Origin of the sequence: Limnobaculum allomyrinae (genome assembly GCF_016649425.1) — a bacterium.
Taxonomy (GTDB): domain Bacteria; phylum Pseudomonadota; class Gammaproteobacteria; order Enterobacterales; family Enterobacteriaceae; genus Limnobaculum; species Limnobaculum allomyrinae.
Map to the genome: position 1 here is coordinate 529,124 of NZ_JADRCR010000001.1, position 21,546 is coordinate 550,669.

Consider the following 21,546-nt stretch of genomic DNA (forward strand, 5'->3'; position numbering starts at 1 on the left):
ATTCATTATATTCTCAACTGCTGTTTCGTAGCCGATCTTGCTCTCATTTTCGATAAAAACCCTGCCACATAATGAATCCTGTCAATTCAAACAGGAGTTTATTTATGAGAACCGAAACAGACTTATTAGGAAATATGATGATACCGGATAATGCTTATTACGGTATTCAGACAGAACGGGCCCGGTTAAATTTCGCGGTGTCGGGTAAAACCGCTGTTGATGTCCCTAACTATCTTTGGTCTATTGCGGCCATAAAACGCGCCGCCGCCCAAGCCAACAGTGAAATTAATGCACTAGATCCAACCATTGCCAAAGCCATCATTCAAGCTGCCACTGAAGTGATGGAGCATAAGTTCGACGATCAGTTTCCCATTGATATTTTTCAGGGCGGTGGAGGAACCTCCACCAACATGAATATGAATGAAGTTATTGCTAACCGGGCTAATGAAATCCTAACAGGTCATAAAGGTTACGATGTTGTTCATCCTAATACTCACGTCAATATGTGCCAGTCAACCAACGATGTGATCCCCGCCGCAATGAAAATTACCTGCTGCCTGAATCTGGTGGATTTAATCTCTGGCGTTAGTCGCCTTGAAAAGGTGCTGGCACAAAAAACCAAACAATTCGCTCATGTCGTTAAGCTGGGAAGAACCTGCCTGCAAGATGCCGTACCGATGACAGTAGGCCAGCAATTTAGCGGTTACCATCATCAAATTAAGCGTTTACACCAGTCGCTGACAGAAGCCCGTAAACAAACTTTTGCTCTGCCATTAGGCGCCACTGCCATTGGAACCGGTTTATCCACTCAACAGGGGTATCTTGAACATGTCTATCCCCTGTTACAGCAAATCACCGGCGAACCCTTTGTTGCCGAAGAGAATTTCTTCGACGGATTACAAAATGGGGATAGCTATCTTGAAGTGGCTGCGCAGATTAAAAAGCTGGCGGTCTTTCTCTCGAAGATGTCGACGGATTTTCGCCTGCAAGGTTCCGGGCCTCGGGCTGGTTTTAATGAGCTTTTGATACCCGCCGTTCAGCCGGGATCCTCAATTATGCCGGGGAAAATTAATCCGGTTATTCCGGAGCTGATTAACCAAATTGCCTATCAGGTGATTGGTAACGATCTCAGCATCACCATGGCCGTTGAGGGTGGTGAATTGGATCTCAATGTATGGGAACCGGTAATCATCAAAGCCCTTTTCGAATCCTGCGGTCTACTCACTAACGCTATCCCAATTCTTATCGATAAATGTTTGCTGGATCTGCAACCCAACATTGAAGTATGCCGTCGTTATGCCGAACAAAGCACTGCATTAGCCACGGTTATCTCCACGCTGTTTGGATACAAAGTTGGCAGTCGGGTTGCCACTCAGGCCTTTGAACAGAATCTGAGCGTCCGTGAAGTTGTGATTGCTGAAAAAATTCTGACTGAATCACAGGCAGATTATTTGCTCGATCCAATCACCATGTGCGATCCCACAGCCAGCGCCGCCGCCATTCATCGCTATCACCAGGAAAACCAATGAGGTCAAACCGCCCCTAAACGGGGCTGTTTACACAATCGATTGAATTATAACAATAATAAGGAAAATCATTATGTTAATACTAGAGATAATCATACTGCTTGGCGCGATAGTATTAGCCGCACGTCTGGGAGGTATTGGCGTAGGCTTGGCGGGAGGATTAGGGTTAGCCATTGTTATTTTTATCCTTGGGTTACCGCCCGGAGATATTCCTATCGCCGTTATGTTAATTATATTATCCGTCATTCTGGCACTGTCAGTGATGCAGCAGGCTGGCGGCATGGGTTATATGGTTAAGTGCGCCGAAAAATTATTAAGAAAACACCCTCGCTATATCAATATTCTGGCACCGGCAACGACCTTTGTGCTCACCACCTTAGCGGGAACCGGTTATACCGCCATGTCGGTGCTTAACGTCATCCAGCAGGTGGCTAAAGAGAACGGTATTCGCCCAAGTCAGCCGCTAAGCTCTGCGGTGGTCGCCTCTCAGATAGCCATTACCGCCTCTCCTATATCCGCGGCCACTGCCGCTATGTACGTCGTGGTTGAACAGATGGGCGTCAGTTTCGGTTCAGCTTTATGCGTTATCATGCCCGCAGCAATATTTGGTTCTGCCGTAGCGGCGTTTGTTGCCAGTCGTCAGGGAATCGAGCTAAAAGACGATCCTATCTATATTGAACGAGTAAATAAGGGATTAGTTAACTTTATACCGCCAGAAATAAAACTAGTTGAAGCCACCAAAGAAGCTAAACGTTCAGTGTGGATCTTCCTGGGCGGTGTCTCATTTATTGTCCTGATGCTACTGTTTAAACCGATAATTGGTCATAAATTGGGCTCGCAGGATATCATTGTGATCACCATGCTACTGACCTCATTCATTATGGTATTAATGTGTAAAGTAGAGCTAACAACCATAAAGAAAGCGCCAATCTTCCAGGATGGTGCCGAATCATTAATTGTAGTTCTGGGTATTGTCTGGTTAAGCGCAACCATCATTGGCGTACATATTCCTGAAATAAAAACTGCAGCCGGAGAAATACTACAGGAGTATCCTGCGCTGCTGGCGGTGGTTTTCTTCTTTACCAGTGCCCTACTATTTAGTCAGGGGGCAACCAGCGCATTATTAATCCCTATTGCAGCCTCCTTGCATGTTGATGCAGCGACGATTTTAGCCAGCTTTGTAGCTGTTAGCGCCTTGTATATCACCAATATCTATCCCACCACCGCATTCGCCATCGCTACTGATGATACCGGTTCATTTTTGAGCAAAAAATGGAATGGCTGCTTTATTATCAATCATCCTTTTTTCTTGCCCGGTTTATTGGGGATTGTTTGCGCCATTCCGGTGGGCTTTATGTTGGCAAACCTGGTTCTCTGACAGGCTCATCACTCAGGAAACCATAACGCAAAAAAAACGCCATTCCTTCCAGAATGGCGTTTTTCATTGCTAACTCTCAATGACATCAGAAGCTATAACGAACACCTAAATGACCGCTGTATGGCATTTCGATATGTTTGCCGTTAGCGTAGTTGATTTCCGCATAAGTTGACCATTGGTCATTAAACTGTGCAGTAAGACCAACGCCATACTTGCCTACCGTGCCGGACATATCATTGGTGAAACGTTCGGTATCATTAATAATCACGTCATTGTTTTTCTTAAACTCATGGCTCACGGCTAATCGGCCATAAGGCTTGATAATAGAGCCATCAGCCAAAACAAAAGACTTACCAAATGTGGTACCAACTTCTGCCTTCAACGATTGTGCAGAATCCGCTTTCACTTTCATACCGCTATCCAGTTTATAACTGGTTTTTCCACCGTGGAATGCAGAACCTAACAGGTAAGGCTCGATGAAATAGCTATCCAGTTTAATATGCTTACCCGCTTCCAGAGAAATACCGATACCATTGGTATTATCTGTGCCTTTGGTTTTGCCGTCGTTAAATCTGGCATTGTTTTCTGTTCTGAAGTGGTTTGCTTTCAACACCCCATCCAGATAATAGCCATTATCCATTAACCACGTGGTGTACAAACCTAAAGCATAGCTATCCACTTTACCGTCACCACTGCGTGAATCCAGTTCAGAATGAGTATAAGAGAACAAGCCACCAATAATCAGTCGGCTACCGTCCAGCTCAATTCCATGGTCACCACCCAGCATGACACCATTCATGTCTTGCTTATAGCCAACATTGTCGGTAGAAACGCGATAACGGTTAGTAATATATTTACCCCAGGCGCCATTTTGCGGTGCACGGTTATCACGCAAATCACCTAAACGCGCTCTTAATGTTGATAGTTCACCGTCCCAGATGGTTGGCGTAACGTTAGCTAACGCAATTACCGATTTCGCGCTATCTGATAGCTCAGGTTCTGGATTTGGCGAAACACCTCCCGGGCCTTCACCGCCAGGTATTTCCGGATCAACAGGGCCCGGCTCTTCCGGATCGACAGGGCCTGGCACTTCAGGCTCTACGTATGTTGGTGATAAATACCAGTTGTCCTGATCCCCTGCCTCTCCTTGTACTAAATAGTACTTATAGGCACCCAGATCGACGCTGCCGTTCAGCAGAGTAAAGCTATCCGTTGTACTTCCATTAGCAAAAATCAGGTGATGGGGATTAACACCCGCGATCGTCGATCTTAACTCCTGGCCAGAATCTCTGACATTAACGTTAAAAGCACCGCTGATAGAGTCACTAATATTGAGGAAATCCCCCTGTTCACCATTAATATTAGTACTCATCACAAAGGTACCGGTACCCGACAAGTTTTCCAACTCCAGACGACTATACTTACCTGCATCACTTCCATCCTGACGACCAAAAACAACCGAACCATTATTCATGGCTAAATTTGCTACTGTGGCCGTTGACTCAGAAGTGGTGTCATTATGTTGAACGTACAGTCGTGAGTTTTCACTATTCAGATTCACATTGCTGGCGTAGGCACCTTTGCCTAAATTTCCGGTCCAGCTGTGGCTGTCACCGGCAATCAGCGTTAAAGAACCATCATTCACATCCATGGTACCGGTAGAATAGCCACCGTAAGCAATCGTTGAACGACCATTTCCCTGAATTGTGGTGTTTTCAACGTGACCACGTTCATCGACGAACTGCGAACCACCATCAATTAACGTATCTTTAGCTTCACCATAATAATCAACCCGCTGTACGCCGCCGCCATAAATGGTTGCATTCTGGGCCAGAGGCCGCTTACCTATCCATCCGTCCTGAGGCCACTAATCCAGCCGCCTTTACTACCGCTGACAACTTGCAGGCCATACACCTTTGCACCATCAGAAATACCGGTTTGTACCTGCTGGCGTCCACCTTCATGGATGGTGGCATTGGTTGACTTCTGCTGACGTGACACTGAAGTGCCATCCATAATCCAGTCGCCATTTATCCACTCACCATCAACCGCGGTAATTAACTGCCAACCATAAACCTGTGCTCCGTCAGAAATACCGGCCTGAACCAGTTGACGCCCACCGGCATAAATAGTCCCATTCTGATCGGATATCTTTTCGTCACCAGAACCGGCATACACCAACTGGAAACCGCCATCATAGACTTTAGTGTCGATAGCGACACCACTGGCTAATTGATAACTGCCGCTACCGATATGAGAATTCGTTGCAGTGCCGCCATAAATAATCTGCTCACCGCCATTTTTAACCAAAGTATCTTCAACAACCGCAGTGCTCATAACGGATAACTGCTGTTTACCACCGTCAATCAGGTTTGCCTGAGCATAACCACCACTGTCAATAACCTGTAATCCACCGGCCATGACCGTTGTGTTATAAGCTTCAGCTCCGTTGTTAACCGATATGCTGCCATTACTTTCAACTAAAGTATCAAATGCTTTTGCAGTACTGCTAAGCTGTAAATAGCCACCTAAGATTTTTGAACCATCACTGACGGTGCCTTTCACCAGTGTACCAACGGCAACACTGTTGCTTTGCATGGTAAACTGCGCAGAATTGATGGTGGTATTCAGGCTGTATGAATTGTTAGAAATAGTGAGTATCTGCCCCATCGCATCCAAACGGGTTCTGATAATTTCACGATTATAAATGTATTTGTGATCGTCAATTGTTGCCCGATATACCGAGTTCCACACATTCGATATACGCTCTCCGTCATCGGAATAATCAGCGTTATTTAGAATATCCGAGATAGCAGGTGATTTTTTGTTAGGCTCAAACGGATCCTGGGGAAATACCGCGGCGTGAACAGTCGTCGATAAGGAAAATAGCGCTGGTAGCGCCAATACAAGCGGCTTAAGTTTCATAATCTAAATCCCTTAGGTAGAAAGGCGTATCCAATGCGTCACTTAAATCAAAGTATCAAAAATAAATGCGTTGCCTAAAAACAAAAAAAGATCATTAGCTAAGCATTAATTAAGAGACTATGTATAAATATTAACACACACATTTAGCAAATTGGTAGCCTTAGTTACGAAAATATAAGGATTTTAATCAGACAGCCCTGTAACCATTAGAAATAAAAAGAAATATTAAAAAATAAATTACTCATTTATTAAAGTGTTTCACGTAGTATAAATTATCACCATAAAAATAGAATTATAATAGTGAAATCAGAAAACCTTTTAATATATCTATTTATATTAAAAGGTTTTTTATTGATTACAATCATAAAACTAATCTGTTACTTTAAAAATAACTTATTGTATCTAATTGATAAAAAAATATTTAAATTAAAATTATCACCACCGTTACTACTTAATCAGTAATAATTAATATCGAATTTTATTTAAATAATACATTTAATGGAGTGGCATACCTTAATACATCAGAAAATAGAACGGTGGATAATGACCACCGTCTTGTCTACTTCCAGGAAAACAGTGCAATTTACTGTCCCGACAGGGAAAAATACTTCTTCATCACTAACAAAGAAATCGCCGTCTCTTGCACGTTATCAAGAAACTGTGACACATAGGTATTAGCGTTATTGATAATCATTTTAGCCTCATCAATATGATGAGAATAGTAAGCTATTTTTTCTTCCAAATCGGAAAAATCATCTTTTAGTAACACATAATGGAAATCAGGAACCAATGTTCCTTCCATAAACCAACTCTCAATACGTGGCTTACGCATAAAACAGAGAGAATTAGAGTGCATAATCCATTTCAGATTCGTGGCAACATCGTTCCCTTCAATGCTGATGATGAACTTATACTTCATCTGTTCAGTTTCACACATCAGATTCTTTCTTTTTGCATCAGCATATCGCCCGGTATCGGCCACATCAACTAATGGGGAATCATGAAAGTTATCAAGTAACAGCTTTCTGGCATCCTGATAGCAAGCGCCTCGAAACACGGCCATATCCCGCTTTTGCTCAAAAGGGATCGAATCATTAAACAGACGAAAATGGCGTATTTTGTTTAGCTTCAACAACACCGAATTTTGATTATCTCCGGCTATTGGCCGCGTTTTTAACAAAGTCGGTTTATCCGGAATATGCTTTATATCACCGAGAAAATAGTTAAAGCGTAGATGAGGATCAAAATAGCGTGCAGACTCCATTAAGTCATAATAATAGCTACTGGGATGACCCTTAACCGTCAATTTGCCACATTCAATGGCTGATTCATCCAAAACAAAGGGCTTATTGAGTTTATTGTAGTAATTCACTCGATAATCAATGTAGTCCCGTTGAGAGTCGCTAATGCTATCGAGTAATCGATGAATATTTCTCCGAAAAAAAGATCGGGGAATCAAATCCTTGATAATATTTTTAGTATAAAATGGGATCTTCTCACTATGCATAAATACCTTTTCCTGGCATCACAATACTCTTGAATAAGTGTAGTCTTACCAATCAAAACTCTCTGCTTTTAAAGCAATATTTATCACGTAATTCAGTGTTATGTACATCAGAAAGGATAATCCCCCACTCAACTGTACCAACCCTACCTGATATTGGTTCTTTATTTTTCATTTATGTTCCGTGCAAACATCCATTTTTTACAAAATATCACAAACAAAATATAACCCAATAAAATAATAACCATGGTTATTATTTTCTCATTTCACACATACCTTTCCTCATTATATATAAGCAAAACACCAGGAATATATAAATCATGTTATTCAAACGCTCACTACTAAATGGCTATTCAATAGCACTTATCAAAAAAACAGTAGTAACAGTGGATACTCTGTAATGCACAACCTCCGATTATAAAAGGCTTTTGTAAGTTCTTTGCGCTAAATACATTAATAATAAAAATAGCGTTCATAGCTGATGAGTAAAATATGATGTAAAACAAAGTAGATAATTTATACTTATAAAATAAAAAATATCAGAACAATAATCTTTAGAATGTAACCTCATCAATCCACATGGCTATCCTGGCTAATCACCCCTAATATCAACAGAATAATCATTTCATTTAATATCAATTAGTTATAATAAAAACATATTAAAAAATCAGGAATGTGACATAAAATAATTAATTATGTTTACTTATTGTTATGAGATTTAAAAAATTTAATAATTTTATTTTTGAAATGAAAACTACGCATTCCCATATAGCAGAAAAACACTTTCGCTATATATTTTTTAACATAACGAATATCTATCTACTCGTGAAAATAATGTGATGTACTGCATATACATTAATAATAGAAATAATTACTATTATTAATAATCATAAATGGGTAGTGATATTTCTTTATTAAAAACTCAACCAATAACAGACGCTACTGAATCTAATAATGAGGATGGTTATTTATTATGGCAGGAAGGAAGTCAAAGTTTTTACTATTTATCTGTTCAGCATTATTGCTGGGGCTGTTTGCGTTTAGCGGTGGCAGCTATGTATTACACAAAACCTCAGAAACCAGTTTTTGCCTCTCATGCCATACGATGCAGGCGGCCTATGAAGAATATCAGGGTTCAGTTCACTTTAAAAACCAGAAAGGTATTCGTGCTGAATGCTCAGACTGTCATATTCCACAGGCTCCAGTTGATTTCTTACTGGCAAAAATGAAAGCCAGCAAAGACGTTTACCATCAGTTTGTCACAGGAAAAATTGATACGCCTGAAAAATATGAAGAGCAGCGTCTGGCTATGGCACAAACGGTTTGGCACCAATTACAGCAAAACGACTCGGCAACCTGTCGTTCATGTCATCAATTTGATGCGATGGATATCCAGGCTCAAAGTGCCGATGCCCAAAAGATGCATGAACTGGGTATTAAAGAGAAACAGACCTGTATTGATTGCCATAAGGGTGTAGCTCACTTCCCACCAGAAATTAAAATGGATGAAAAAGCACAAGAAGCGTTACTGAGTGAAGCTAAGCAAACCTCTCAGGATGCGAAACTGGTCTATCCGGTTCAGCCAGTCAAACTCAGTGAACTGGGAACCGCCTACCCTGCTACTGCGTTAAAAGTGCTGAAATCCGATGCGTCCGGTCGACAAGTTGAGTTGAACGGAAGCCAGATGAAAGGGGCTGAACAGGTTATCTATCTGGAAAAAGGTCAGCGCCTGATTCTCGCAACATTGACTGAACAAGGGGAAAAAGCACTAAAGATTAACGCTGACTTTGTTAAGGATGAATACGACAACCAATGGCGTCCGGTAACCTTAGTCGCCACCATAACCGAACCCGTATTGTCTGATCTGACCCCACTATGGAGCTACGCCGAAAATTTAGACAACGTTTACTGTTCCGGCTGTCACGCCAAAATCTCCTCCAAACACTATACCGTCAATGCCTGGCCCGCTGTGGCAAAAGGCATGGGAGCCAGAACTGATATCTCTCCACAGGATTTGGATATTTTAACCAAGTATTTCCAATACAACGCCAAAGATATAAACAGTCACTAATAAAAGAGGATGGCATATGAATCTTACTCGCAGAGGTTTTATTAAAGGTGCAGGTGTTACCGCAGGGGCGATGGCGATCTCCTCTGCAATTCCATTACCGGCCTGGGCAGATGCGCCAGCCGGTACGATCCTAACAGCCGGCCGTTGGGGTGCCATGCAGGTTGAAGTCAAAGATGGCAAAGTGATTTCATCAAAAGGTGCGTTGGCAAAAACCATACCGAACAGCCTGCAAACCACCGCACCGGATCAAGTGCACAGTAATGCCCGGGTGAAATATCCAATGGTGCGTAAAGGCTTTTTAGATGCCCCGGGTAAACCTGATGGCAAACGCGGTAGCGATGAATTTGTAAAAATCTCCTGGGATGAGGCCATGAAGCTGATTCATGAGCAGCATATGCGCATTCGTAAAGAACACGGTGCAGCATCAGTATTTGCTGGTTCTTACGGTTGGCGCTCCAGTGGTGTATTACATAAAGCTCAAACTTTGCTACAACGCTATATGAGCCTTGCCGGAGGCTACTCTGGTCATATGGGCGACTATTCAACGGGTGCAGCCCAAGTGATTATGCCTCACGTGGTAGGCTCCGTTGAGGTTTATGAGCAACAAACTACTTATCCGGTCATTTTAGAACATACTCAGGTTGTTGTTTTGTGGGGTGTCAACCCGCTGAATACACTGAAAATTGCCTGGAGCAGTACTGATGAACAGGGTCTTGAGTTCTTTAATCAGTTAAAAAGTTCAGGCAAAACCGTTATCGCCATTGACCCAATGCGTTCAGAAACCATTGAGTTCTTTGGTGACAAAGCCCAGTGGCTGGCACCTAATATGGGCACCGATGTAGCCATGATATTAGGTATTGCCCATACGCTGGTAACCAAGTCCATGCACGATAAAGCATTCCTGGATAAATACACTACCGGCTATGACCGTTTTGAAGAGTATCTGTTAGGTAAAAGTGATAATACGCCAAAAACAGCGGCCTGGGCGGAAGCCATCTGTGGCGTTCCCGCACAGCAAATTGAGCTGCTGGCCGAAATTTTCAGTAAAAACCGCACCATGCTCATGGGTGGTTGGGGCATGCAACGCCAGCAATATGGTGAGCAAATACACTGGATGCTTGTCACTCTGGCAGCTATGTTAGGCCAGATTGGTACCGAAGGCGGCGGCTTTGGTTTCTCCTACCACTACTCTAATGGTGGTAATCCAACTCGTAGCGGCGGTGTACTTTCTGCTATTTCAGCCTCAGTAGCCGGAGCCTCGTCTGCGGGTAATGACTGGGCAGCTTCCGACGCGGTAAATAGTTTCCCATTGGCGCGTATTGTTGAAGCGCTGGAAAAGCCAGGTAGTCAATATCAGCACAATGGTCATGAAATGACCTTCCCGGATATCAAAATGATCTGGTGGGCTGGCGGTGCTAACTTTACACATCATCAGGATACTAACCGGCTGATTAAAGCCTGGCAGAAGCCAGAGATGATTGTTATCTCCGAATGCTACTGGACTGCTGCCGCTAAACATGCGGATATCGTATTGCCAATCACCACATCGTTTGAGCGTAACGACCTGACGATGACCGGTGATTACAGTAATCAACATTTGGTACCGATGAAGCAAGTTGTGCCACCGCAGTTTGAATCACGTAATGACTTTGATGTTTTTGCTGACATGTCTGAATTACTGAAGCCGGGAGGACGTAAGGTCTATACCGAAGGTAAAGAAGAGATGGATTGGCTGCGTGAGTTCTATGATGCTGCTCAAAAAGGTGCCCGTGCTCAGCGCGTAGCGATGCCGCAGTTCAATCAGTTCTGGCAGGAAAATAAACTGATTGAGATGCGTAAAAACGATAAAAATGAAAAATTCATTCGTTTTGCTGAGTTCCGTGCCGACCCGATAATGAACCCTCTGGGAACACCAAGCGGTAAAATTGAGATATTCTCTAAAACTATCGAGGGCTTTAAATATGCTGACTGTCCTGCCCATCCAAGCTGGCTTGCGCCAGACGAATGGAAAGGTAACGCCAAAGAGGGACAGTTGCAGCTATTAACTGCTCACCCTGCTCATCGTCTGCACAGCCAACTTAACTATGCCAAACTGCGTGAGCAATATGCAGTGGCTAACCGCGAACCAATTACTATCCATCCGGAAGATGCAAAAGCGCGCGGTATCGCTAATGGCGATCTGGTCAGAGCGTTTAATAACCGTGGTCAGGTATTAGTGGGAGCCGTTGTCTCTGATGGCATTAAACAAGGTGTCGTTTGTATTCACGAAGGCGCATGGCCTGACTTGGATCCAGCGACCGGTATTTGTAAAAATGGCGCAGCTAACGTATTAACCCTTGATATTCCGACCTCTCAGTTGGCTAACGGCTGTTCCGGAAATACCGCATTAGTTTCCATTGAGAAATACACTGGCCCTGCTTTAACGCTAACCGCTTTTGATCCACCAAAAGGTGAAAGCGCTTAATTTAGTCAGTCAAATGACGGCATAAAAAAGACCCCCGGATATTTACCGGGGGTCTTTTATTGGTGGCGTCGTAACAACTTCAATATCGTTAATGTAGCTGTCATTCTAAGTTAATACCTGGATGTGGCATTCGATGACTTCGCAGCTACTGCTGACATTACTTCCAGAAATTAAATTTGTTCTTAAAGCTGGTGCCAATGCTACTGAATGTACCTTCAACAAATGCACCTGCTGTATAACCCGCCAGATGGCCTACATTTTCACCATTAACAATGCCTGTTGAAGTCAGAAGATCAAGACCGGCTCCTAATGCAGGTGAGAATTTACCAGCGATGCCCTTCACCACAGTAATACCGGTATCACCAAACGTTTTACCCAGAAAACCGCCTACAGAAGCCATTGAGTCTTGAATAAAACCCGCTCCCGATACCTGCTCAACTTCAACAATACTTAGCTCTCTCATTATTTCATCCTTAAAATTATTTCTTATTAAACAGGGAGTAAATCCAGTTTATCGGCGTTGCTATAATAGTCCCTATGGTTCCACCAATCTTATCGCCTACAACATTTCCGGCAAGACGTGATGGTACATCAACAGCTAAATGAATTGCGTCCCATATTATGTCAGTAAAAATCCCTGCTCCATTTACCTGCTCTATTTCTGTGCTTGATAGCTCTCTCATCCTGAATCCTTAGTAAGGTAATAATATTACTTAAAATAGTCTTGGTTTATATACAAATAGCGCCAATACGGCCATTCGTGCCGTTAAAGAAATATATATAAATGATTCAGAATGAGATAGTCATATTTATTTAAATGGCAAAAAAATAAAGGTATATTTGCATTAAATAAAATATATATTGAGTATTGATTAAGGAATTATTTAAATTACTTATGATTTCATTAAGGCGAAATCTAAATGCATTGATAAAAACATCAAAAATATAAATGACGGCGCTCTTAATAAAAAGAGCGCTGGATGTGATAAAAATTAGAATAAGAACCTATTTATATAGATTCACTTTCCAACATATAAATATGACGATCTATATTTTTCAGACTAACCCCCAAAGAACGAGAGATTTGCTCACGACTTTGTCCTTCAGCCAACAGAGATTTAATCTGTTTAGCGATATTTGTCTCATGACCTTGATAAATATAAGAAACTTGAAATGTTTTTTTACATAAAACACAAAGATAACGTTGAATCCCGGAGCGCGCCTGACCATGACGTCTTATCCTACCAGGTACATTACAATGGTGACAAACTAACTGCCTCACTTCCATAATAACCTCCTTTTTAAAAAATATGCATCCATTACCACTATAAATGTCAGACAGCCACCTTCCTCCATACCTGAAGGTAAAGAGAAAAAGCATTATCTTTTACAGTAATCTATTTTTATATCCCGGACATCACTACCATTCAGTTAATTACCCACTAAACTGATAATACAATAACGTTGATAAAATGAATGATAAACCGGTCGGGAATTATATACAGTTTAAATTAAATCGATCAAGCCGTATTATCGGTTTGATAAGGTTGAATCGCAACTTCACGAAACAGAAAATAAATTCAATAATATGATTATGTTACCTGATAAATCATTCAATTAGCCAACATTTGATACTCAAATATCATTGAAAATCCTCAGTTATATTTTATCGGATATATCTGAGTGATTTATTATCATAAAATATACTTAATAATCTCAGTCTAAAATTTTTATTTTTTTATGGTAATCACTCAGTTTTCAACTAACCTTAACCATACACCCTTGTTCTTTCTACGGAGGATAATGCCAATGTTAGTGAAACGTGCTATTGCCATTCTTTCATTAGTTCTTTTCTGTGGTCTGCTGTCTGCCTGCAATACGACTCGCGGTGTTGGGCAGGATATTGAAGCTGGTGGTGAAGCAATACAGAGAAGTACCTACTAGTTTCAACTGTTAAATAGTACAGATAATGACCCTCATTATTGTTGTCGAGGGTCTGTCTGTTTATGGAATTAAATTATTCTGGTTTCAAATGCCGTTGAATTTCCAGTTTTAACTGTCCCATAATTCCGTCTAATTCTTCTGTTAAAAAACGAGATATTGACTCCCCTTTCATTTCCAGAAATTCAGCCCTGCTTTCCTCACCGGCTTCAATATTAATCAGTTGTCGTTCATTTATCATCGAGCTGGAAACTTTCTCTTTCGCTTGTTCAATAAATACCATCATCTGCTGATATAGCGTTTCATCAATCCACAAGCGATGTCGATTAATAGTGGCTTTCACCTCATGGGTAATATCGTAAAAAGCCTTAGAGTCCGGATGGGAAGAAGAACAAAACTGCCTGGCGGCAGATACAATGGAATACAACTCCAAATAGACTTCGTCTAACGAAGTCATTGCTCTGTCATGATATTTCGACAGCTTGATCTGATAGGCAATGGTTCCTTTTTCCAACTCACGTTTGATCTGTTCTGTTTCCTGAGTTAGCCGACGGTTTTGCTCCATCAGTTCAGCAAAGTTATCTTTCATGGCTTTAAACTCAGCGCCCGACTTCAGTCGAATAAACCAGAGGTAACCCACCAGAAACAGCCCCAGCATGGCAAGTTGAAGCCATACGTTCCACCACTGTGCGTCCAAAATTCCGGTTTTAAGATCTAATAAAAACTGCTCCATTAACTCATCTCCCGATAAATTTTGTTCATTAAAGCATCTTTATATAAAACAAGGGATCATCTGCATCACAGTCTTACCATCCTGTTTATTGGTTGTGGCTTACTCCTTTAAAAGGAGGTGTAAAGCAAAAGTTTTAACTACCGCTCTCTTCATCCTTAGCTATCGACTGATATACCCAATTAGCGATAAAAATCTCATAATGTGTATAATAGCGCATCAATTTAGAGTGCTTTGAGCAAGGTATTGATTAACTTGCTGATATTAAACAATTTTAAGGTGAGATGAGTTATGGGATTTAAATGCGGCATTGTTGGATTGCCTAACGTAGGCAAATCAACCCTGTTTAATGCGTTAACAAAGGCGGGTATCGAAGCGGCTAACTTTCCGTTCTGTACAATTGAGCCTAACACTGGTGTCGTACCCATGCCCGATCCGCGCCTCGACCAACTGGCTGAAATCGTTAAGCCACAGCGCATTCTGCCGACTACCATGGAATTCGTGGATATTGCCGGCCTGGTTAAAGGGGCTTCTAAAGGTGAAGGCCTGGGTAACCAATTTTTGACCAATATTCGTGAAACCGAAGCAATTGGTCACGTTGTTCGCTGTTTTGAGAATGACAATATTATTCACGTATCAGGCAAAGTAGATCCGGCTGAAGACATCGATATTATCAATACCGAACTAGCCCATTCCGATCTGGAAACTTGTGAACGCGCTATCCATCGCGTACAGAAAAAAGCTAAAGGTGGCGATAAAGATGCCAAAATTGAGCTGGCGGCATTAGAAAAGTGTCTGCCACATTTAGAGAATGCCGGTATGTTGCGCGCTCTGAATCTGGACAGCGAAGAGAAAGCCGCGCTGCGTTATTTAAGCTTCCTGACCTTGAAACCAACGATGTACATTGCCAACGTCAATGAAGATGGTTTTGAAAATAACCCGTATCTGGACAAAGTCCGTGAAATTGCCGCTGCTGAAGGTTCAGTCGTGGTTGCCGTTTGTGCTGCCGTCGAGTCCGATATTGCCGAGCTGGATGACGATGAACGTGATGAGTTTATGGCTGAAATGGGTCTGACCGAACCCGGTTTAAACCGCGTAATCCGTGCTGGTTATGAATTGCTAAGCCTGCAAACCTACTTCACCGCCGGTGTAAAAGAAGTTCGTGCCTGGACAATTCCTGTCGGTGCTACCGCCCCGCAGGCCGCCGGTAAAATCCATACCGACTTTGAAAAGGGTTTTATCCGCGCTCAAACCATCGCCTTTGAAGATTTCATCACTTATAAGGGTGAACAAGGCGCTAAAGAAGCCGGTAAAATGCGTTCAGAAGGGAAAGACTATATCGTTAAAGATGGCGATGTAATGAATTTCTTGTTTAACGTCTAAATCACCTGGCAAACCCGATAACATCTCCAGGTGATTTATCAGGGCGACAAAATACTTAAAATCCACGCAACTGCGTGGATTTTTTAATTGTCATTCTTAAACCACCTCCTCTGGAGGTGGTGATTGTTCTTGTAGGGCTTTGCCCGAATAAATACTAAGTCGATTATTCTTCTTATTTCATCATATTGATGTGAGTTACAGACTTGGTTTTATGCAGACTGAAATACAGAAATAGTAATGAGATGGTGTTTATACAGCAGTTAGCCCCCTTTTAGGGGCTGTGTCAAAGCCACCTGCTATGCAGGTGGATTATTACTCAATAAAATATTGGCTGTTTTCAAACTGACTCACTACTCACCAAATTCAAACGGCATTGATTCTGCGCTCTTATTGATAAAATCCACTCGATATCCTGTTCCATCCTTATGGAAAAACCCAGTTACTAACTCTACTTTAATATAATACATCTCGTTGCTGTCTTCGTTATTATGAGCAAAGTACCATGGCTCAAATACTTTAATCAGCTTGCTTCTAATCTCTTGATTTTCTGGCTGAAGTGGATGCCCTATATTGTATGCTTTGCCTGTAAAACGATACATTTCATGACACAATGCGACATTTTCATTCAGCGCGATTTCTCTTATTTTTTGAGTTCTTCCGGAAACAACAATATAAAAGCAATAATCATCATAAAACGCATCGACAATTCTGACCGATGGGACATTATCTTTTGAGGTAGCAAAGGCAAAAAAACTATCCCTGGCAAATAAGGATTCTAAAACCTTAATACTCTCTTGATAAACCGGCATAAATGCACTCCTTTCTTTTTCATTACATCGCCAATAATGGACTCATTTAATAATGGCGTTATACCACCATATTTATCGAGCGGCATTCAGCTCAATTAATAAGACAATGTCTTCAGGGCTCGTTTACCCGCGCTATAATGTCTATCTCCCTTATCATTATCAACAATAAGAGTCGTGACCAGTAAACTTCCGCGATACTCAGATAATTGCATCATAGAGGCACGCTTTCCCGATGACTTTATGCTCATCTTCTGTAATTCCAGCCAGATCACTTTTCGACCATTAACCTTACCCTCTCTCATCGTTGGTGGGGAAGAACCAAACTCTTCGACCATCCCCTCAGCCACGGCGCGTAAATTAGACTCAGCCATCTTTTTACCCTTCATTTCAAACTGGCTGAAAGTCACCATTGCGCCGGTATTCCGATCCGTCATATACCATGCTTCTTTTGGGCGACCTGAGCTTGAATAGGCTTCTTTCAGTTTGTTATCCGGCATTTTCTGATACTCAGCGGGGAGTTCCATACGGGCTTTTCCATTGAATACCGATCTGGTTTTGGTATCCGCATAGCTATTGCCTCCCATCGTTGCTAAGGCGAAAAAGACCATCGTCATCCCTAATAATGTTTTTACTTTCATATTTCTTCCTGTCAGATATTTAATGTTATTTATCTAAACTCATCTCATTTCCAATGAGGATATAAAAACTAAAATTAAAGTGTGTTATAACGAAATACATCTTCTCAAACTAACACTAAAAATTACTTAAAAATCATAATGATCATATAGTTAATTAAATATCATAAAATGTAAGATAATGAATAAATTTGAATCTAGCACAGACATCTAAATAATGTCTTATCAGTAACGGGCATGAATAGATAAAATCAGATTACTTTTTTCGCTCACATCGTTCCCAAATACCAATACACCCTGAAACCACAAGGATAATCAGAGTAACCATCACGTAACCCATCATTGCCATCATGGCGATATCAATACTTAAAGAAAACAAAAACATTCCGGTTTCATCCCTGAACATCATTCCCTCTCATTTAATCCAATGGTTGCGGTATCAACAGATGACTATCTACATCGAATTTAAGATATACCGCCGCCGCATACGCCAGGTTATAAAAATCATTACGCCATCAAACAGACTAATCAGTCCTGCAACCATAAAATTAGTCCGGACTCGATTGTCATGAATATCTTTGCTCTGTGGAGCGGTAACTTTGTAATCCCCGGTTCGATCAATAAACACTTCCCGCTCAAGGTTATATTTACCGCCCCGGGAGATCCCGGTTTTTAACGATGGCGAGATCTTTTCTTCCGAACGGTACTTTCCATCTGCCGATGCAAACACGGCATAATGACGATTAACCACCTTACTGGTTCTCCGCCCGGTACGTTCCCGCTCCTCTTTCACCATAATTTCGCCGGTAGAAGTAAAGGTATAAATGCCGATACTTTCATAACTACGCCAAACCGCATAACCACTGGTGGCTGAAAAAACCAGTCCGGCAACAAAAATAACGACTCCCAGAACAATAAACCCGTTATATGTTCGTTTTTTCATCTTGATGACTCCCTGTATTTAAAACTTCCAATGGAATAAATTATCCCGTTACTGTTTCTGCCACTTTTAATCGGTTAATCACATAAATATATTTATTCTGAAATGTCCTGTTGCAGTCGCAACATAAATAACGCTGAGCTTTAGCTTTGCTATAGCCATAGCGTCTAAAATGACTCCCTTCACAAAACGGACATCGTACTGAGAATTGGTTTTTATTTAACATAGTGATACTCCTGTTATTCATTATTATTCGTATTATCAATATGATGGAATTAAACAGGCCACCGTTAAATTAGCGACCTGGTTTTAATCAAAATCACTACCAGACCAGACTAGCCAGTGCCGCTTTACCGTTTTGAAGGTATTTGTCCTGCAGATCTTCACTAACGCTGAAGGTGGTTATCAGCAGTTTGTCGTTCATCGATGAGAACTGCATGATATTGAGGTTTTTTGGGCTCCCAGGATTGGTTCCATCCGGAGTTAACATTTCCAGTTGCATTGCTTTTTGGCCGTTAACCGTGACCTCAACTACTTTCGGGGTGAAGGCAACCAGTTGGGTTTTCATACTTTCAGCCAGCACCGGAAGTTGAGACGCCTTTACGGCCTGAGTTGTCTGACTGAAAGCCAGTGATACTTTGCCGTTCTCACTTTCCATATACCAGGCTTCGCTAGGGCGCTGTGCCTGTGGGTATTTCTGTTTCAGTATTTCTTCCGGCATTTTGATAAATCCATCCGGCAGCGTGATGCATGCTTTTCCGCTCAGGATATTGCCGTTTTCACAGGCTTTTTTCTCTTCGTTATCGCAGCCGGATAAAAGCAGCGTCGGGACCAGGATCAATCCAGATAATAGCGTGGTTAGTTTCATTACGGTTTCCTTAGTTGTTAATGTGTTTAATAAGAATCAGATAGTCCCGGTACAGGGAATAAAACAGACTCAGCTATTCATCAATGAGCATCGGCGGCGGTAATTGATTAACACCTCACGGCATACAACGGCACCTATCCCTATCATTCCCCCCACCAAAATGCAGAGAGCCAGAATGTGTATAACTTTGGGGCGCTGCTTTTTAACTGAGGCATCCAGCGTGCGCTGATAGCTGTAGGTTTGTTCCGGTAATGTTTGAATTAATAGCGGGGCAAGCAATTGTATTTCTCGTTGAATATCGTAGTAGCGAACCGGATACACCAGTGGATTGCTTTTTAATCCGTTTATCTCCGCGCTTAAGAAATTCTCCCCCAGCATGTATTTGTGCACACTGTTGGTCAGCTCAATTTTGGTATTGCCATTGTCGGCGGCACTGGTGTAATAGTCTTTAATACCTGCTTGTCTGGCAGTTTCCAGCGCCCGGGTGAGTTCTGTTAGCTGGTTTTCATGTTGGGTTTGCAAACTGAATTCGATATCCGACAGCTCTTTTTGTCGGACATTAACCAATGCGGTAATGCTGTTACGAAACTCCGTATCTTCCCGCTGCAACACTCGATGATTAATAAAGGTAAGATAGCCTTCCATCAGTGCTTTAGCTGTCTCTGAGCTGTCGGCTTTTGCTTCCAGAATAAAGTAAGGTAATTGTCTTCTTTCATCCGGAGATGAAATGACCAGCTCCTTTTCTGCCATATGTTCCAACCAAAGCCGCTGTTCAACTTCTGTCATCCCTTCGGTTTCCTGACGGAAATAGTTAGTGTTCAACAGGTAGGTATATTTTTCATTCGGGCTCAACGCCAGCGCGGTAAAATGGTTAAACAGACGCTGTGACATATCCGTCGGCGTTTCGTTTAGTCCCAGCACCAGAGCAAAGGCTCGTCGTTGTTCAAGATAAGCGCCAAACTCGGCAATCCTGGGGGCGGTAAGGTAGGATTTAGCATTCCACTGCTCTTTCACCACCATCACATAGGCTAATCCCAGAGAAAATGCCACGGCGGTCAAGGTGATTATCCACCATCTCCCCTGCCACAACTGCATCAGAAGGTCGATAAGGTCAATCTCATCGCTATGTGATGGTCGATAGCCCAACGTTTGGGGATTGTTATTATCTGCAAATATGCTCTTCATATTCGGAATCTCTCTGGTGGTTGCCGGTTGCACGGCATCATGACTTAACCGACTTATTATTAGTCTGTCCGCCCACTAAACTATCTTTATCTTCTGCCACTACCAGGTAATTCAGTGACAGGCTGAGAGCAATAATGGAAAATAACTCCCTGCCTGCATTAATATCCTTATGAGTTATCACCATAAGGCTCTCTTATCGGTCAGGATAGTTATTGAGTATCCGGGTTTAATGACCTTCAATTAATTAACCATGCCCGGCTTATCAATATTGGACAGGCTCTTGAGTAAGGAGAGTCTTTCTTTATTTAAATACTCTTTCTTTTTTTCTAATTCTTCAGGTGACTTATAAGCGTTATAAATATATTCCCCCTGAAAAGTTCGTTTACAGTGACCGCATAAATAGCGCTGATAACCTGAAGGTGCAGTGCCGTGTTTTTTAATCGCATTACCTTTAAAGCAATATCGACAAACGATTCTTTTATTGAACATGGTATTTTCTCCTGTAACTTCACTTTTAAATAAATCTGTAAATACTGATAAGTTAAATAAATTAATCTTGAATTATGACAAAAGGCTAATAGTTAATTTTATAAATAAAACTTGTGTTAGTGGCTTCCCAAAAACAGATTGAGAATAGGTATTAACTTAATGTTTAACCATTGGTAATTTCGGTTTAGTGTTTATTATTTTATTAATAATAGGTGACGAACATATTAACTTTTCCGGTTACCGGACCGGTATAAGCCACTCCATTACGTTTAATAGCGCTACGCTGAACAAAACGCGCTCCGAATGAGGCACTGCTTTGGCTATTGTATGTTAAATCGGATGGATTGGTTTTTATGCTGCCGTGGGTACCAGTATTCGTTTTATAGGTCGTCGTCGCTTCGCCCATTTTATGGACATCCAGGCGAGTACCGTTATAAAGCATTTCCACTTCCAGCCCTTCAATTTTTTGTCCACCAATACTGTCATAAATACTAATATTATGGTTAGTTAATGGCGACGCACCGGTATCCTGAAAACTGAATTCAACATTATTAACTTTGCCAGAGCATTCAAGATTCAGCCCCACCGATTTTATATTTCCACTAATGGGCAAACTAACATTCGGCTGAATAGAACTGGCGGCCATATTGACCCAGCGACCTAAATTAATCTGATAATTTGTTGCCCCGCGTAATCTG

At 41.8% G+C, this 21,546-nt stretch carries 23 protein-coding genes; 6 read left to right on the plus strand and 17 right to left on the minus strand.

Features of this window, described 5'->3' with window-relative positions:
* Nucleotides 1-104 precede the first annotated feature (104 nt).
* On the plus strand, nt 105-1,529 hold the full coding sequence (locus I2494_RS02410) for an aspartate ammonia-lyase (protein WP_218465582.1): 1,425 nt from the start codon (nt 105-107) through the stop codon (nt 1,527-1,529).
* Between the two features lie 70 nt (nt 1,530-1,599).
* Nucleotides 1,600-2,904, plus strand: a complete 1,305-nt coding sequence (locus I2494_RS02415) for an anaerobic C4-dicarboxylate transporter (RefSeq protein ID WP_218465581.1) — start codon at nt 1,600-1,602, stop codon at nt 2,902-2,904.
* A gap of 85 nt (nt 2,905-2,989) precedes the next feature.
* Here the strand turns inward: I2494_RS02415 and I2494_RS02420 are convergent, their stop codons facing one another.
* The 3 genes from I2494_RS02420 to I2494_RS02430 all read right to left on the minus strand — a co-directional run bounded on the left by I2494_RS02420 (nt 2,990) and on the right by I2494_RS02430 (nt 7,336).
* Complete coding sequence (locus I2494_RS02420; protein WP_228350813.1) at nt 2,990-4,549, minus strand: autotransporter outer membrane beta-barrel domain-containing protein; 1,560 nt, start codon at nt 4,547-4,549, stop codon at nt 2,990-2,992.
* A gap of 200 nt (nt 4,550-4,749) precedes the next feature.
* Nucleotides 4,750-5,829 carry a hypothetical protein gene (locus tag I2494_RS02425; protein WP_228350814.1) on the minus strand — a complete coding sequence of 360 codons (1,080 nt, stop codon included), beginning with the start codon at nt 5,827-5,829 and terminating at the stop codon, nt 4,750-4,752.
* 583 nt (nt 5,830-6,412) lie between these two features.
* The gene (locus tag I2494_RS02430; RefSeq protein ID WP_218465580.1) at nt 6,413-7,336 is read right to left on the minus strand and encodes a glycosyl transferase family 90; all 924 of its coding nucleotides are present in this window, start codon (nt 7,334-7,336) and stop codon (nt 6,413-6,415) included.
* A 970-nt stretch (nt 7,337-8,306) separates the two neighbouring features.
* On the opposite strand from I2494_RS02430, the gene I2494_RS02435 reads away from it, so the two are divergent.
* On the plus strand, nt 8,307-9,404 hold the full coding sequence (locus I2494_RS02435; RefSeq protein ID WP_218465579.1) for a NapC/NirT family cytochrome c: 1,098 nt from the start codon (nt 8,307-8,309) through the stop codon (nt 9,402-9,404).
* A 16-nt stretch (nt 9,405-9,420) separates the two neighbouring features.
* Nucleotides 9,421-11,868, plus strand: coding sequence for a trimethylamine-N-oxide reductase 2 (locus tag I2494_RS02440; protein ID WP_218465578.1), 2,448 nt, complete (start codon nt 9,421-9,423; stop codon nt 11,866-11,868).
* Nucleotides 11,869-12,025: 157 nt separating this feature from the next.
* Here I2494_RS02440 and I2494_RS02445 read toward each other — a convergent pair whose 3' ends face one another.
* The 3 genes from I2494_RS02445 to I2494_RS02455 form a co-directional block, all read right to left on the minus strand.
* The gene (locus I2494_RS02445) at nt 12,026-12,331 is read right to left on the minus strand and encodes a hypothetical protein (RefSeq protein ID WP_218465577.1); all 306 of its coding nucleotides are present in this window, start codon (nt 12,329-12,331) and stop codon (nt 12,026-12,028) included.
* A gap of 16 nt (nt 12,332-12,347) precedes the next feature.
* Entirely contained in the window at nt 12,348-12,551 is a 204-nt protein-coding gene (locus tag I2494_RS02450) for a hypothetical protein (protein WP_218465576.1), read from the minus strand.
* A 326-nt stretch (nt 12,552-12,877) separates the two neighbouring features.
* A complete protein-coding gene (locus I2494_RS02455; protein WP_218465575.1) occupies nt 12,878-13,156 on the minus strand; it encodes an IS1/IS1595 family N-terminal zinc-binding domain-containing protein in 279 nt (92 codons plus the stop codon).
* Between the two features lie 521 nt (nt 13,157-13,677).
* Here I2494_RS02455 and I2494_RS02460 point away from each other — a divergent pair.
* Nucleotides 13,678-13,812, plus strand: coding sequence for an entericidin A/B family lipoprotein (locus tag I2494_RS02460; protein ID WP_130591543.1), 135 nt, complete (start codon nt 13,678-13,680; stop codon nt 13,810-13,812).
* Between the two features lie 73 nt (nt 13,813-13,885).
* Here the strand turns inward: I2494_RS02460 and I2494_RS02465 are convergent, their stop codons facing one another.
* Complete coding sequence (locus I2494_RS02465; RefSeq protein ID WP_218465574.1) at nt 13,886-14,542, minus strand: hypothetical protein; 657 nt, start codon at nt 14,540-14,542, stop codon at nt 13,886-13,888.
* A 288-nt stretch (nt 14,543-14,830) separates the two neighbouring features.
* On the opposite strand from I2494_RS02465, the gene ychF reads away from it, so the two are divergent.
* Nucleotides 14,831-15,922: a redox-regulated ATPase YchF gene (ychF, locus tag I2494_RS02470; protein ID WP_218465573.1), complete on the plus strand. Its 1,092-nt coding sequence runs from the start codon at nt 14,831-14,833 to the stop codon at nt 15,920-15,922.
* A 350-nt stretch (nt 15,923-16,272) separates the two neighbouring features.
* On the opposite strand, the gene I2494_RS02475 is transcribed toward ychF, so the two are convergent.
* The 10 genes from I2494_RS02475 to I2494_RS02510 all read right to left on the minus strand — a co-directional run bounded on the left by I2494_RS02475 (nt 16,273) and on the right by I2494_RS02510 (nt 21,494).
* Complete coding sequence (locus tag I2494_RS02475; protein ID WP_130591553.1) at nt 16,273-16,731, minus strand: pyridoxamine 5'-phosphate oxidase family protein; 459 nt, start codon at nt 16,729-16,731, stop codon at nt 16,273-16,275.
* A 95-nt stretch (nt 16,732-16,826) separates the two neighbouring features.
* Nucleotides 16,827-17,369: a hypothetical protein gene (locus I2494_RS02480; RefSeq protein ID WP_130591554.1), complete on the minus strand. Its 543-nt coding sequence runs from the start codon at nt 17,367-17,369 to the stop codon at nt 16,827-16,829.
* A gap of 253 nt (nt 17,370-17,622) precedes the next feature.
* Nucleotides 17,623-17,751 carry a hypothetical protein gene (locus I2494_RS20505; RefSeq protein ID WP_267081177.1) on the minus strand — a complete coding sequence of 43 codons (129 nt, stop codon included), beginning with the start codon at nt 17,749-17,751 and terminating at the stop codon, nt 17,623-17,625.
* Between the two features lie 69 nt (nt 17,752-17,820).
* Entirely contained in the window at nt 17,821-18,309 is a 489-nt protein-coding gene (locus I2494_RS02485) for a hypothetical protein (protein ID WP_218465572.1), read from the minus strand.
* Between the two features lie 40 nt (nt 18,310-18,349).
* Nucleotides 18,350-18,553, minus strand: coding sequence for a transposase (locus I2494_RS20770; protein WP_456085657.1), 204 nt, complete (start codon nt 18,551-18,553; stop codon nt 18,350-18,352).
* Nucleotides 18,554-18,628: 75 nt separating this feature from the next.
* Nucleotides 18,629-19,174 (minus strand): hypothetical protein, encoded by a 546-nt coding sequence (locus tag I2494_RS02490; RefSeq protein WP_218465571.1) that lies wholly within the window; start codon nt 19,172-19,174, stop codon nt 18,629-18,631.
* 69 nt (nt 19,175-19,243) lie between these two features.
* Nucleotides 19,244-20,359 (minus strand): LPS O-antigen chain length determinant protein WzzB, encoded by a 1,116-nt coding sequence (locus I2494_RS02495; RefSeq protein WP_218465570.1) that lies wholly within the window; start codon nt 20,357-20,359, stop codon nt 19,244-19,246.
* A gap of 37 nt (nt 20,360-20,396) precedes the next feature.
* A complete protein-coding gene (locus I2494_RS02500) occupies nt 20,397-20,543 on the minus strand; it encodes a hypothetical protein (RefSeq protein WP_218465569.1) in 147 nt (48 codons plus the stop codon).
* 56 nt (nt 20,544-20,599) lie between these two features.
* A complete protein-coding gene (locus tag I2494_RS02505; protein WP_218465568.1) occupies nt 20,600-20,848 on the minus strand; it encodes an IS1/IS1595 family N-terminal zinc-binding domain-containing protein in 249 nt (82 codons plus the stop codon).
* Nucleotides 20,849-21,050: 202 nt separating this feature from the next.
* On the minus strand, nt 21,051-21,494 hold the full coding sequence (locus I2494_RS02510) for a hypothetical protein (RefSeq protein WP_218465567.1): 444 nt from the start codon (nt 21,492-21,494) through the stop codon (nt 21,051-21,053).
* Nucleotides 21,495-21,546 lie beyond the last annotated feature (52 nt).